General features: G+C 53.5%; 11 protein-coding genes and 1 tRNA gene. 8 read left to right on the top strand and 4 right to left on the bottom strand.

Translation table 11 applies throughout. The features are described 5' to 3' along the window. Nucleotides 1–27 precede the first annotated feature (27 nt). Complete coding sequence (locus A9753_RS03245; RefSeq protein WP_089024724.1) at nt 28–732, top strand: uracil-DNA glycosylase; 705 nt, start codon at nt 28–30, stop codon at nt 730–732. 26 nt (nt 733–758) lie between these two features. Here the strand turns inward: A9753_RS03245 and A9753_RS03240 are convergent, their stop codons facing one another. After that, on the bottom strand, nt 759–2,129 hold the full coding sequence (locus tag A9753_RS03240) for a DUF4032 domain-containing protein (RefSeq protein WP_067780053.1): 1,371 nt from the start codon (nt 2,127–2,129) through the stop codon (nt 759–761). A gap of 140 nt (nt 2,130–2,269) precedes the next feature. Beyond that, nucleotides 2,270–3,397: an ABC transporter ATP-binding protein gene (locus A9753_RS03235; RefSeq protein WP_067780050.1), complete on the bottom strand. Its 1,128-nt coding sequence runs from the start codon at nt 3,395–3,397 to the stop codon at nt 2,270–2,272. 256 nt (nt 3,398–3,653) lie between these two features. On the opposite strand from A9753_RS03235, the gene A9753_RS03230 reads away from it, so the two are divergent. The 3 genes from A9753_RS03230 to A9753_RS03220 all read left to right on the top strand — a co-directional run bounded on the left by A9753_RS03230 (nt 3,654) and on the right by A9753_RS03220 (nt 6,582). Further along, nucleotides 3,654–5,513, top strand: a complete 1,860-nt coding sequence (locus A9753_RS03230) for a serine/threonine protein kinase (protein ID WP_089024723.1) — start codon at nt 3,654–3,656, stop codon at nt 5,511–5,513. 111 nt (nt 5,514–5,624) lie between these two features. After that, the gene (locus A9753_RS03225) at nt 5,625–6,431 is read left to right on the top strand and encodes a DsbA family protein (protein WP_067780044.1); all 807 of its coding nucleotides are present in this window, start codon (nt 5,625–5,627) and stop codon (nt 6,429–6,431) included. Nucleotides 6,432–6,506: 75 nt separating this feature from the next. Further along, nucleotides 6,507–6,582: transfer RNA gene (locus A9753_RS03220), tRNA-Thr, on the top strand. A gap of 525 nt (nt 6,583–7,107) precedes the next feature. On the opposite strand, the gene A9753_RS03215 is transcribed toward A9753_RS03220, so the two are convergent. Further along, nucleotides 7,108–7,482: an Aca2/YdiL-like domain-containing protein gene (locus A9753_RS03215; RefSeq protein ID WP_067780041.1), complete on the bottom strand. Its 375-nt coding sequence runs from the start codon at nt 7,480–7,482 to the stop codon at nt 7,108–7,110. A 508-nt stretch (nt 7,483–7,990) separates the two neighbouring features. Here A9753_RS03215 and A9753_RS09515 point away from each other — a divergent pair. The 3 genes from A9753_RS09515 (at nt 7,991) to A9753_RS03200 (ending at nt 11,946) form a co-directional block, all read left to right on the top strand. Next, entirely contained in the window at nt 7,991–9,865 is a 1,875-nt protein-coding gene (locus A9753_RS09515) for an LPXTG cell wall anchor domain-containing protein (protein ID WP_067780038.1), read from the top strand. 166 nt (nt 9,866–10,031) lie between these two features. Beyond that, entirely contained in the window at nt 10,032–10,631 is a 600-nt protein-coding gene (locus A9753_RS03205; RefSeq protein ID WP_067780035.1) for a hypothetical protein, read from the top strand. A gap of 271 nt (nt 10,632–10,902) precedes the next feature. Then, the gene (locus A9753_RS03200) at nt 10,903–11,946 is read left to right on the top strand and encodes a DUF5692 family protein (RefSeq protein WP_067780032.1); all 1,044 of its coding nucleotides are present in this window, start codon (nt 10,903–10,905) and stop codon (nt 11,944–11,946) included. Nucleotides 11,947–12,074: 128 nt separating this feature from the next. Here the strand turns inward: A9753_RS03200 and A9753_RS03195 are convergent, their stop codons facing one another. Next, on the bottom strand, nt 12,075–13,109 hold the full coding sequence (locus A9753_RS03195; RefSeq protein ID WP_067780029.1) for a hypothetical protein: 1,035 nt from the start codon (nt 13,107–13,109) through the stop codon (nt 12,075–12,077). A 267-nt stretch (nt 13,110–13,376) separates the two neighbouring features. On the opposite strand from A9753_RS03195, the gene A9753_RS03190 reads away from it, so the two are divergent. Continuing rightward, complete coding sequence (locus A9753_RS03190) at nt 13,377–14,690, top strand: DUF5692 family protein (protein ID WP_067780026.1); 1,314 nt, start codon at nt 13,377–13,379, stop codon at nt 14,688–14,690. Nucleotides 14,691–14,730 lie beyond the last annotated feature (40 nt).

The raw sequence follows: 14,730 nt of genomic DNA, 5'->3' as shown, positions 1-14,730 counted from the left end.
TGCTTTGTGCGCCATTGCCGTGATGCGATGCATCCGTCGTGGGCATCGGCGTTGTCTACTCACGACGCCCTCATCACCGAACTTGCTACTCGTCTATGCCAATCCGAAGCGCAGGGCGTTCGCGTAGCGCCTCGTCCAAGCAATATTTTTCGAGCGCTGTCTCAACCAATTGAGTTCACGAGCGTCCTCATTCTCGGCCAGGACCCCTATCCTACTGAGGGCGACGCCGTGGGTCTAAGTTTTTCGGTCTCTCCCACCACCCCCCTACCCCGAAGCCTGACCAATATATATAAGGAACTAGTCGCCGATGTGGGCGGCGACTACCCGACATCGGGCGATTTGAGTGAGTGGAGTGAACAGGGAGTGATGCTACTGAACACTGTACTAAGCGTAGAAGTGGGCAATGCCAATTCCCATCAGCGTTGGGGTTGGCAACAGGTCACGCAGGATGTAGTACGCATTCTCAATGACCGCGGCCTGCCGTTAGTGGCTGTGCTGTGGGGGCGCAGCGCGCAGTCCCTTTCCTCGCTTCTTCAACAGACACCGATTGTCGCCTCCGCTCACCCTTCGCCTCTGTCTGCCTCCCGGGGATTTTTTGGCTCACGTCCCTTTAGCGCCGTGAATGCTCTTCTTATTGAACAAGGGGCACAACCAATTGAATGGGCAAAGATAACCAGCCCCGCCGCTATGCCCGACCCGCAGCCCTCGTCCTATCAGGCCATGCTGCTTTAGACAAGGAAATGATTCTTTCAAGGTTTTTATTCACCCTTGAACTTCATACCAGCAGTAAAGCCCATGGGGTTGAGGCCGAACTGATTAAGGCTTTCTTCGTCGAGTGCAGCAAAGTCGGGATCATCTTCGAGCACCTCTGCTTCATCGTCAGAGAAAATTGCGTCCATTTCTTGGGTGTCACCAAGAGAAAGATAACTCTGTTCATCCCAGTGGTGAGGGAGAACCGTGTCAACGTAATCCTTAACAGCTTCTTCCATAGTCACGTCATAGCCCATACGCTCAGACATGTACCAGCGGTGTTCAAGAACTTCGTGAAAGATTTCTGCCGGTTCGAGTTTGCGACGTAATTCAATGGGGACAGCATCAAGGGTGGGTTCAAATACGTCCGCCATCCATGCATGAGCCACCTGCTCAATAGGGTCGTTCTTACGCCCCATCAGAGTGCGGTAGGACTCGAGATCGTTAAGCATGCGCTGCCCCTGACGTTCTTCCACGTCAAGACCAGTCAGACGCATGATCTGACGGTGATAATGACCAGCATCAACCACTTTGGGCTGGATAACCATCCGCGTGCCTGCGGCGTCAGTAGCCATGGTGAGTTCACCAACGTCGAAGCCCAGTTCATTGAGTTGCTTAATGCGGTGAGCCACGCGCCAGCGCTCATCAACAGAAAAAGATTCTTCAGCAGTAAGGACATCCCACAGTTCGTTGTAACGATTGACGATACGGTCGCCAATTTCAATGGTATCCACAGTACTTTCGAGAAGCGCTCCGGCCTGGAGGTCCATAAGTTCACCAATGATATTGGTACGCGCGAGATCAATGTCGTACTCGCGTTTACCGTCAGTGAGACCTTCAATGTGAAGTTCGCCAGTTTCGGCATCCACAAGGTAGGCAGCAAAGGCTCCCGCGTCACGACGGAAAAGGGTATTGGAAAGAGAAACGTCACCCCAGTAGAAACCAATGAGATGAAGACGAACAAGGAGAACGGCAAGTGCGTCGATAAGACGAGTCGCAGTTTCAGGACGCATGTACTGACTGAAAAGTGCGCGATAGGGCAAAGAGTAAGACAGATGTTCGGTGACGAGAATCGAGTTGAGTTCTTCACCTTGAAGGTCACTTCGCCCTGTAATCACTGCGGTGGGAGTAACGCAAGGCGCTCCTAGCCGCACTAGGTCACGGAGAAGTTCATACTCGCGGTAAGCGACAGATTCGCCAATTTCTTTAACGGCAATAACGCGTTCGGAGAGGTTCACGAAACGCACGATGTGGCGCGAAAGGCCGCGTGGGAGGGCAGCGAGAACATCGGCGGGCCAGTTCTCGAGAGGGAGTTCCCACGGAAGGTCAAGCAACGCGGGATCAATAGTGGCCGCGGTGATCTTCATGGATTGGGGCATGGGGACATTCTTTCAGGTCGCGGTCTTGAACGCGCGGTAGGCATGCAGGGGCCAGCCCCGATTCGCTTGCGAATCGGGGCTGGCTAACATGCTGTTCAACTACTCGGTGCAGTCGCCATGTGATGCATGACGCTATGCGATCATGCAGGCAGACGCTTGCCGGTTGCTGCGGAGAACAGGTGCTCCTGACCAGGGCGAATGCGGACGTAAATGATTTCGCCCGGATCGGGAGCGGTACGAGGAGGAACGCGAACGATCAACTGGCTAGAGTCTTCACCAGAGCCAAGTTTTTCGGTGGCGCCTTCTGCGCCGACGAGTTCACCATAAACGTATGCGTCCGACCCAAGTTCTTCAACAAAGGACAAGCGCACAGGGATGGAGTTCTCATCGGTGGAGGAGACCACGTCGAGCGCTTCGGGACGGAATCCGATAATGACCTTGCCATTGTCCTCGGGAGTGAGAGCATCAACGGCCAAGCGAGGCAGTTCCACCTTGGCGGCACCGAGGGTAGCAACATTGCCTTCAACATTGAAAGTACCCATGTTCATTGCAGGTGAGCCGATGAAACCTGCAACAAACTCATTAGCGGGCTTCTCGTACATCTCGCGAGGAGTACCCACTTGCTGGAGCAAGCCGTCCTTGAGGACTGCGATGCGGTCACCCATGGTCAGAGCTTCAGTCTGATCGTGAGTCACGTACACCGTAGTCACGCCAAGGGAACGCTGCAGGGAGGCAATCTGGGTACGGGTCTGAACACGGAGTTTTGCGTCCAAGTTAGAAAGAGGCTCGTCCATGAGGAAGACCTTGGGCTTACGCACAATAGCGCGGCCCATGGCTACACGCTGACGCTGACCACCGGAGAGAGCCTTGGGCTTACGATCAAGGTATTCGGTCAGTCCCAGAATCTTGGCTGCTTCCTTAACACGGCGGGCAATCTCATCCTTGGGAGTACCAGCGATCTTCAGAGCGAAGCCCATATTATCGGCCACGGTCATATGAGGGTACAGAGCGTAGTTCTGGAACACCATTGCAATATCGCGGTCCTTAGGCTGGACGTCAGTGACGTCGCGATCGCCAATGAGGATACGACCGGAGTTCACATCTTCCAAACCTGCAAGCATGCGCAATGAGGTGGACTTACCGCAACCAGAGGGGCCAACAAGGACCAGAAACTCACCGTCTGCGATTTCAAGGTTCAACTGATCTACAGAGGGGCGGTCATTGCCCGGGTAGATACGCGTTGCATGATCAAAGGTCACTGTTGCCATGAGTGGCTATCCCTTCACCGGCAGGTACGTGCCGGACGATCCGTAGTGAAAGGTGTCATTGCGTGTCCGCATTGACACTGGCCAACGGAAGGGTTGGCTATGCCCAATCTTGCCATACGAGAGCCCTGTGATGAGGGTCATGGGGTCACGAAGTGGTCACGATCCTCGTGAGGTGTGTCACCCAATTATCAATGTGGGTAGTTACCGGTACTGTGAACCTATGACCGAACGCCCCTCACCGGCGCAAACGCCACCCATGTCTCCACAGTCCGTCTCTACTCTCCGCGCCGGGACGGTTGTGGGTGGATACGAGTTAATTCGCCGCCTCGGCAGTGGCGGTATGGGCGTGGTCTGGGAAGCCCGCGACGCTCAAGGCATACGCGTAGCCATGAAAATTCTTCACCCACAGATCGCTGCTGATCCTGTAGCTCGGCGCCGCCTTCGCCGTGAAGCTCGAGTGCTTGCCCGTTTGAAAGATGCTCGCGTCGCTCGCATCCTCGACATTGAGGCAAGTGAGCATGAACTGTCATTCGTTATTACCGAACTTGTTGATGGCCCCACTCTTCAACACGAAGTGGACCATGACGGCCCTTACGACTTAAACGAAGCAAGCACTGAGTACGCAGATTTGGCGCATGGTCTCCTCGGCGCCCTCAAGGCGGTTCACACTGCTGACGTTATCCATCGCGATCTCAAGCCATCAAACGTGATGCTCAGCAATGACGGCCCCGTCCTTATTGACTTCGGCATTGCCCAAGTGTCTGATGATGCGCGTCTTACCCAAACCGGCCAGGTCACTGGCACTCCCGGTTTTATTCCACCGGAAATGCTTGATGGAGGCACGCCAAGCCCTAGTGTGGACTGGTATGCGTGCGCCGGCGTCCTTCTTTTCACACTGACCGGCAAGGCCCCCTTCGGATCAGGCCCCTGGCAGTCCGTGTTCCGCCGCGTATATGGCGGTACTCCAGAACTTGGAGACTTAGAAGAGAATTGGCCTTATCTTGCTCGTGCTTTCACATTGGCACTAGCACCTGAAGTTGAAGACCGCCTCCCTATTACTGACCTCGTTGCCGTCATTGACGAAATTGCCGGCGGCGGCACAGGAGAAGAAGCCCTAGAAGTTGCCCTCCCAGCCTCGGAGCCCACTGCACTAACCCCCGAACAATACGGCTATACCGCACGCTACGGATCCAGTTTCAATTCTGAGCACTCTACAGACTCTGATACTTCCCCCACACAGGCCGAAGGTACTCAGCCCAGACATACCATATTGCGCGAATGGACTCATCCACAGTCCACACCCAATTCGTACGGCACAGCACTGCCACCAACTCCAACTGCATCAGAAGCACAGAATCAATGGGCTCCTGCTGTGTCAGTTCCGTGGGATGCACAGAATATGGCACCAGCAGATTCTGATTCATTGCCGCCCACATTCAATGCCGCACATGCCTCAACCACTAACCAGGAACACCCAACAGTTCCTGAAGTTCCCCAGTGGGCGCTTCCCCCCACACCGCACCCCTTAATGACAATTGCCTGGGGATTACTCCTCGTAACAATTGGCAGTATTCGCCCGATCTGGGCTCTTGCCGGTGCCAGCATATGGATAGTCATGGCTGGCCTCATTGGCCGCGCACAGGATTCCAAACGCCAACGCCGCTTGCGTCGAGGCAACACATCATTTGCTGACAACCCAGCGATGGTCGTTGCCACACCGTGGTATCTCATCCAAGCCGCCCTAGCTGGCTTAGGCGCTGTTATCGCCGGATGCATTCCCGCACTCATTGTCATGCTAATGAGCAAGATGTCGATTCTGACTGGTGGAATCATCACCGTATCAGCCAACTGGCTCCAAGCAGTTCCTGCAGGAGTACAACCTCGTTTCGTTAGTGGACTGATGATTGCCCTGTTCCTTATGGTTGCCTGGCTCGTTCCATGGAATGCCCCTACCCGCCGCGCAAGTGCAAGCATGATTGGCTTATGCGCCCCAACAAAGTCCTGGAGACTAATCCAAGGATTAGCCCTCATCATCGGCACCGTAATCATCGTGGGCCTGCTGATAAGTGGACACATGCCATCGTCAAGTATTGCCCCTTTTGACTTGTCGATGTAACAACGGCATTTTCCACACTGGAGAAGATTCAGCCTTTGTCCTATTCCTTATAAAATAAAGGACATTACCGATAGAACTGATGTTTCATCAGAATAGAACCGGAGAATTTGTATGTCTACTGCCTCTAATCGTGATGCTGCACGCGCTAAGGCTAAAGCAATGCGCGAAGAACAGGCTCGTGCCGCTCGCAAAAAGAGCATCCTGATTATCGTTGCTGCCACCGTTATTACAGCATTGGTCATCGCTGCGGTCATCTTCGGTTCGAAGTCCTCGAATGGCGCTACTCCTACCGGAGAAACTCCATCCGTTAGTCCTTCGACAGTTGCTGGCATCCCTCCCCATACCACAGAAAATGGTGCGATCCCTTTCGGAAAGGACCTTGTCGCTGGCTCTGTCAATGAAAATGCACCCGTTATTGACCTCTACTTTGATTACGCCTGCCCGCACTGCGCAGAGTTCGAAACTCTACACAGCGCCGAGTTAGCTGAATTAGCGACGAACGGCCAAGCAACTATCGTTCTTCACCCAGTGAAGATTCTTGGTAGCGCTTGGACCGATGCAGTGAATAACGCACTGGCCGTAGTTCTCGTTAAAGATCCTGCGCACGCCATGGATTTCCACAAGAATGCTTTCGCTATCCTTGAAAATGCCGTCAAGACTCAAAATCCTCAAGCTTTGACCATTCAAGCTCTTATTGAAGCTGCAACGAACGCGGGCGTCCCTACTGAAGTATCCACAGAATTTACTCCTACCATCGAAGCCAACACATACCAGCCTTGGACTACTGAGAACACCAAGCATTTCCAAGAAATAGGACTGACTGGCACCCCTTCCCTCCTCATCAATGGACAGAAAGTGGATTTAGCGGAGATCAATACACCTACCGGTATCACCGACAAAATCAACTCCTTGAAGTAAGTCACTACCGCGCAGTTTGCGCGGCACCCTTATTACAAGGCACACTATGGTGCGGTGCAGCAAGCACTTGCACATGCCGTGTTAGCTCAGTTGGTAGAGCAGCTGTCTTGTAAACAGCAGGTCATCGGTTCGAGTCCGATACGCGGCTCCAGCATAAAATCCCTGTGATTCCAAGGAATTGCAGGGGTTTTCTCTATGTTGCGGGTTGGTGGGCGGGGAGCGCTACCTACCCTGCACTACCCCCAAATACCCCATGTTTCGCCGTGCGATGTTCCCAAAATGTTCTCACAACCTCCCCCACCACAAACGAAGGCAAGGTAACAAGTCCTCCCGAATTCAGGGAAACACAACAAACTTCCACGACTCCCCTCCCTCAATGCTCAACACCTGGCGACGATAAATTCTGACTCAAAAGTGAAGCCCCATTGGGAATTAGTTTCCCATCCCCCCCCCACCACTGCTTACCGGCAGATCACTAAAAAAGGTAACGAACTTTACCCTGGTTTTACAGCGAAAAACCCCGTAGACGCCCCTGACACAATCATTCACGCCACGCTTCGCGCGCCACTCCGCATTTACTTTTCCACAATCTATCGGCATGACGCTCAAAAATAGCGCCGCACTCCCCCATAATTACGCAGGAAAGTGAGACGCTGATTCAAGCCTCAAATACAGTCTAAGAAAGTGTACGAACTTTGATGACGTATGGAATCTTGTTTTCTTCACAGTAGATCGCTGCCTGCTGAGCTGCTCGATTGAACATCGATAGGGGAATCGCATCCCCATCGAGTTGTGAAGCCTCCAAGCCGGAGAAAACGAGCAGCACGCCATCTTTTTCTACGCCGTCAATCATGGACTCGATGAGTTCGCTATATTTCTCAACCAACTGCTGGAAGCCCGTTACTACGTCTGGCGGAATCGGATTGGTTCCCGCCTGCCAGCGCCTCACTGTGCGCTCATTAACGGCGAAGCGCGCGGCGACCCATGCGCTGTCAAGGCCCATTGCTTTGCGTAGGAGACGGAGTCGCGACCCGTCAAAGTCACCATTCATGCTCGCCATCCTCCATATCGTCGTATATTCTCCACCCCTCCACCCAGTGGATCTGAGTGATGAGCAGCAGGCCATCGGTTCGAGTCTGATACGCAACTCCAGAGCGAAACGAGAGAACAGAGTACCTCCGATGATCAAATCCCAGAATGTCCCAATTCGAACCCGTTCATCCTGACGTTACACCTCCGAAGGTAGATTACTGCTCCCTCCATCTCGCTACGTCTCGCCCCCAAACCTTATTGATACATATATGTATCGAATTAGTACAACTTTTTAACCCCCTCCGAAGGGTGCGTCAGTTTTCATTCCATGCTAGACGTTTCCCAATAACACACGACCAGCACCTTTTGCTGCAATTAAAGCCTAAAATCCCTATAACAATTTGATAAAGATTTCTCTGAAACCACTGATTAATGACAGTTGCCTTTGCTACGCTCTAAGAGTTCGCGCCAGATTATCTACTGGATGCGATAAGCAACCATTACTCATCATGAAGTGGAGCCCCCTCATGACCAAGTTCAATAAGCGCCTGGGCGTCAGTGCTGTCACCGCCGCCCTTCTCTGCGCTGGCGCAGTAGTCCCTACTGCAAGCGCTGCAGGCGATTACACCTACTCCTGTGATTCACTCGGCAACGCCGTTTTCTCCGTTAACGGTAGTGAAAACCTTGGCATTGTTACCCCCGATGGCGAGCGCCTCAGCGGCCAGAGTGTAACCATTGGCGAGGCCACCAACATGTCTGTCGACGTTTACGTCCAGAACGATGGCAAATGGAGCGGCCCTGAATCTGTCAGCCTCTCCTGCGCACAGCCCGCCGTTGAAACTGAAACTCCTGCCGCCCCCGAAACACCCGCCGAAGAAACCCCCGCCGCCACTCAGCCTGTCGTTGACCCCAACCTCAAGAACCCCTACGGTGACGAGGCTGAGAAGGTTGTCACCCCTGTAACAGAAGACGTGAAGGCCCCCGTCATCGAAGGCCTCTCCGGCGACGAAGCTGCCATCGCTGGAGCAATGGTCTCCGTCGGCAACACCCAGACAGGCCCTTCAGGCGATCAGCGCGTTGCTGTCACCTTCAAAGCACTTCAGAACCACAAAGTTACCTACATCATCACTGACAACAACGGTAACCGCGTTGCCTCTGACGTCGTCCTCGAAGCAGGCGCAGCCGACAAAGTTCTCTACTTCGACGCCAACACCGCCCTCAATGTCAAGATGATCCGTGGCGAAGGTCAGGCTTCATCCCAGAGCGAGTTCGTCGTTAACGTTGACCGCACCGTTAAGCAGCCTGTCTACAAAGAAGAAGCCCTTCCTACCTTCGCTGATTTTGCAGATGAAGCCACCGAAGCTCAGGTCAAGGCTATGGTGAAGGTTGCCGACAAGAAGGTGTCCGAAAAGGGTGAGGTTCGCTACCCCGTCACTTTCGAATCATCCAAGAACTTCGACGTTGTTTACACCTTAATCAACAAAGCGACCGGCGAAGTTGCTACCGTCTACACCGCCAAGGCTGGCTCTGATGCGCACACCCAGTACTTCGATCCCGGTCAGTACGAGCTAAAGATCGAGAAGGTTGGTGGCGAAGTTCTCGAGGCTTCCCTCAACCTCGGCGCAACCGTCAAGGTTCCCGTCGTGAAGACTTCCTATGTCATGCCCGCTGACGCAATCATCGTTGACCCTGCTTACAAGGTCACAGGCGTATGCGTAAACGGCGTTGAGAAGATCAGCGTGGACGTGCGCCAGGACGAAATGATCGACGTTCTCCACTACGGCATCGGCACCCTGAATGATGAAGGCAAACTCATCAACGCCAATGCTCAAAAAATGAAGGAACTCCCCGTCACCGTAGATCGCCCCGAGGGTGATGCATGGATGGGTGTTGTGATCGACGTTGAGAACGCTAAGCTCCTCAACCCCAAGTACGGAGACAAACTCTACTTCGCAAACGGCACCCGCGCCGCAATGTTCCCCCTCTCCGATATTGCACTCGCCTGCAGCACCCCTGAGGCTCCCGCTGACGAAGCAACCGAGGCCCCCGCTCCCGCTGACGAAGCAACCGAGGCCCCCGTTCTCGTTGACGAAGCAACCGAGGCCCCCGCTCCCGCTGACGAAGCAACCGAGGCCCCCGTTCTCGTTGACGAAGCAACCGAGGCCCCCGCTCCCGCTGACGAAGCAACCGAGGCCCCCGCTCCCGCTGACGAAGCAAAGCCTGGCGACTCCAAGGCAAAGGATGAGGCCAAGGCCGAGTCCACCAAGAAGCCAGCAAAGAAGAGTGACAGCAAGAAGGGTCTCGCACAGACCGGCGCTGACGCACTCTCCCTCCTCGGCATTGCCGGTGTCGCAGCTGTTGCCGGTGCAGGTGCTCTAACCGCACGTCGTCGCCACAGCTGAATTAGCACTCACTTCACTAAGGTTCATCACTAATGAAACCCAGTGAAGTCAATGGCAGGGCGCTTCCGCAATACTCGCGGAAGCGCCCTGCCTCATATTCAATTTCAATACCTATTATTCTTATCTTGAACAGTAATCACTACACATAACGTTGAAAGAACACATCATGACACCCGTCTCTCACAGACGAATTGGACGCATCCTCACCGCACTCATCCTCCCCGGTTTTATAGTGATCGGCGCGATTCTCAACATCGTCGGCACTCCGGCGTTTGCCGATGAGACTCCAGCGCCCACACCAACAGCCACTATCGCCCCTACTCCAAGCATGGAAGGCATTCCCGCGGAAGAAGGGAAAATGCCTAACCCAATCGATATGCAAGGCTGGGTCCGAGACTTCTGCGGAGTAGACGATGACGTCATCATCCTCAAAGACCTTCCTGGTGTGGTCTACAGCCAGAACGGCGAGTTTGTCACCGGTGAAGTCCCCATGACTAATGGCGACTACGTGCTCATCACCGCCAATGAAGGCGCCGATGGGGTGAAGCAAATGGTCGTCATGCGAGATCAACTTGCACTCACCAATGAACCCTGTGATGCCCCCGACGCAATCATTCCTGAATCCAAACAAAACAACAATGGAATCTCCGGTCCCGGCTGGATTCCTGCCATTATTGCGGCCATCGTCGGTCTCGGTGTAGGCGTAGGAGCCTTCGCTTGGAAAGAACGGAAGGCAGGCACCAAGAAGAAACATCACCTTGACTGATCCCTTCTAGCCACACCTAAATACTCATCTCAAAGAAGGGGCAAGACAATGACTCTTGCCCCTTCTCCCATTGTGCACGTGCGTTCACTACAGCGTTTACTTCATAGCAAATGGGTTCAAGGTCAGCTCATCTCTACGATGAGACGAGGAAAAATAGTTTCTAGCGTTTCACGTGAAAACTTAGGGCCTGCACAATCTGTCACACCACAAGCAGCCCCCCTTACGCATCCACGCAGCTAGTCAATCGGCGATGCTCTGAAAAGGAACGACGATGTTCACTTCACTGGCGACAATCACTCCACCAGATTACCCGACACTATTCTTCTTCGAGCGGGGTCAGTGGTGGGATTACCTCATGCTCATTGTGGTCACGGTTGCGCTCACTACCGTCGCTTGGCTAGCTCAACGAAACAAATGGGTAGTCCTAGCAGTGTTCATAGTCATCCCATTACTTCTCACCGTTTTCTGGTGGCCACACTCCACTGAAGGGACGAACTCTGCCGGCTGGTTCCCCATCGTTAAGCAATACTCTGCCCTCGCAGGATCCTTGTGTTTGGTGGCGCTGCAGTACTTTCCGCGCTTACGCTACAACAAGTGGTACCTCTTGATTCCACCGTTTATCCTGGCCGTCAACATTATCGAAGCGGTCATCCGTGACTTCCAGTGCTTCTCCATCCACGGCGTAGACCCCTCTCAAGGCATGGTGACATGGGGTGGACCTTGGAACATTATGAATGGCATTGCCGGCATCTTGAACTTCCTTGCTATCTCAGGCTGGATCGGCATCTTCGTAGCCAAAGGTAAGTCCAAAGCCATTATCTGGGGCGACCTCACCATCTGGTGGATCATCGCCTACGACCTGTGGAACCTTTCCTACGTCTATAACTGCCTGGCGGACCGCGCCTGGTACTCGGGCATTGCTCTTCTAGCCGCCTGCACCATCCCTGCCCTGCTCCCCTTCGGAAAAGGTTCCTGGATCCAGTACCGCGCCTACACGCTAACCTGCTGGTCTGCTGTAGTGCTAACCTTCCCACACTTCATGCAGGATTCCATGTTCGCACATCGCTCGGCACATAACCCCACAGCGATGACACTTCTCGCTGCCGCCTCCTTAATCGCCAATATCGCAGTGTTCAGTTACCACATGTGGCGCATCATCAAGAAAAAACGTAATCCTTTCATCCAAGAGGTCTACTCCGACACCCCTTCCTACGCGCGCATGGTTGCCGAACATGCTAGCGAGGATGATAAGCGTCGTATCGCTGCTCGCCTGAATGCTTCTCCTCATGATTTGGGATACGACGCCGTGTACTAACAAACAGCAGAACCAGGGACATCTGAAATGCTTGACTCAGGCATTAGTTCACGGATCCAAAAGATAGAGGTGGTGGGGCAGGTGATCTTTGATCACCTGCCCCACCACCTCTATCTTTCATTGGTTAGTTACTTGCCTTCCTTACCCCAGTTAGGCAGGTAAGTTTTCTCCATCTTCTGGCGAATCTGCTCCTCCCAACTGAATTCGGGTTCACTCCAACCCTCGAAATACTCATCGTCCACTATGTCAGCCCAGGGAGTTCCAGGGCCGGTGGGTGGCCATTCGGGATTGTCAGTAACGGGAGGGCGTATTTCGGCGACTGCCGGATTCTGGCGACCGTAACGCATCCACTGGGTGTAAGTCTCTTCAAATAGAGGTGTTCCATCCCAGCGCCCTGCTGGGGTTCCGGAGTTGAAGAAGCGGCCACCCAGTACTCCGCGCATAAACTTGCCGGTGTGCTGCTGCTTCTTGCTGAACTCAGCTACGCGCTTGACGTAGAGATTCTGCATGTGCGTCATGCAGCCGCCAATAAGTTCAATGTTGAGCCAGTTGATGGCCTTTGGCAGGGCAGTATCGGGCTCGAAACCAATACGCCAGTGATTGATCAAACGCGTCCGTCCACCCTTGAGGGGGACCATGTAGAAGCACCAGGCCACACCGTAATGTTTCATGGTGGGGTAACGGAATGCGTATGAGCCTGGAGCAGCAGGCGGGTTCTTTGTATCCACCCACTGACACAAGTACTTTCCAGGGACCACGTCAGCCCATTCCATGGACATGCCGTGGAAATCAAATGCTGCCACGTCACCAGGGACAAGGGAGTCCGGCTGCTGAAATTCTTCTTGGATCTCGTAGGAGTTGAAGAAAGGCAAGCGCGCGAAGACACGCTCGAGAAACTCCGAAGAAAAGGAACCAGACTTATCGCACCCGATTTGCTTGAAGATGCGGTATACGGCGTAGGCAGGGGCATCAATGTCAACGGCGTAGGTGGATGAATAGGCATTCTTGTAGTTAGCGTCAACCAAGTCATCTGAGGGGTAGTGCCAGGCTTGCTCTTCTGGAGTAGCTTTTCCGGTGAGTTGGGAGAAAACCACCATGCCAGACAGCACCCCTGCTCCGAGCACACCAGCAGTTTTAGCCAGACCTTTCAAGGAAAGAGTCATTTCTCCTCACTTTCTCGTTGTCATGATGAACAAAAGCACCATTGCTTTGTCTCATCACAGGACATCTGCGCACCTCTCTGTGCGCGACGGACCCACCCAGCCTACGATGTCTCCTAGGCTGAATTCAGCCGACTTTTGTCCCAATCATGAAAAATATCGATACCGGAAAACGCCGGTATTCCGCCGATTAACAACGTCGTTGATCGGTGACTTTGTGATGATTCCGCGCTGGTTATCTAGCACCTCTACCACTACAGGAGTTCACTGATGCATTCACTGTTCTTGTGGGAGATTGGCACCCCGACGGTCTATATGATCTGGCTACTAGTTTTTGGCCTCCAGATTCTCATTGCCGAGATCAACCGACGGTGGAACTGGACGATCTTTGCCCTGTGGACTGTTGGGGGCATTCTCATGATGCCGTATGCCGCCATTCACGGAACACCGATGGTTGGTTGGTTCCCTTTCGGCAAGTACGCCATCATGGTAGCCACGGCAACAATGACCGGTTTCCTTCTGGTGTACGGCAAGCGTAACCCGCGAAAAGCCCACCGTTATGCCATCTGGTTTGGCGTGGCTTTATGGATTGGATTAACCGCCAACATTATGGAAGCCAATATCCGCGACCTGACGATTTTCTTCCAAGGTGATACCTATTACGCCTGTGGTGCAGATTGGACTTGCCTAGCCCATATCAATGAAACCCACAACGGTATTGACATGATTGCTGGCCTACCTGAAGCTCGTGGCGTAGCCGGCGAGGTAGGTTCACAGGCCTGGTATGAGGGTGTTGCAGCAAACTTCGCTGCTGGCCATGTGGGTATTGACCCTGCCACAGGTTTCCGCACGATTGGCGGTTGGTGGAATATTGCCTCGGCCCTTGCTGGCCTACTCAACATCATCACGATCACTGGTCTAGGCAAGATCATGGTAACTTCCCCAGGGAAACAGAAGGTTCGTGGTCTCATTTGGGTGGACATGGTGTGGCCCTGGGTTATTGCCTACGACCTGTGGAACCATGCTTTTCTCTACAACTCTTTGGCTGACTACACCTGGTATTGCACACTGGCATTACTGCTTGCTTGCACAATCCCTGCATTCACCTGGGCGAAGGGACAGTGGATTTGGTTCCGGTGCTTTACCCTCATGTTCTGGATTGCAGCGAATAACCTGCTCCCCGAGATCTTGGTGCCACCGTCATCAATGACAAACTTCGCCACGATGAACCCTGCAGCGAATATCGCCTGCTCCATGGCAGCACTAATTTCTAACATCGCTCTATTCATGTACTGGATGTACAAGATTAAAACGACGGGTCGTAACCCACTCACGAATGCTCTCTACTTTGAGATGGGCGAGTTCCGCACGATTGTTCGCGAGCACTTCGACGATAAGGATAAATACTTCCTGTGCGACTTCATCAAGGAGACCCCACGTGAACTGGGCTTTGATCCTGACAGTGACGAGCCTCCGACAGACGGCTATGTAGGTCATATGCCGTGGTGGGGGAATGAAGATAAACGCTGGAATAAGCCACGCACTCCATTCAGTGCTGACAATGTTCTCACGAAGAAATCGTAATAGGAGATGAAGCGTTGGGGCCGAGCATTCGCTCGCCCCC

The sequence above is a fragment of the Actinomyces vulturis genome, from assembly GCF_001687305.1.
GTDB classification, from domain to species: domain Bacteria; phylum Actinomycetota; class Actinomycetes; order Actinomycetales; family Actinomycetaceae; genus Actinomyces; species Actinomyces vulturis.
This window is presented reverse-complemented; position numbering and strand designations above follow the sequence as displayed.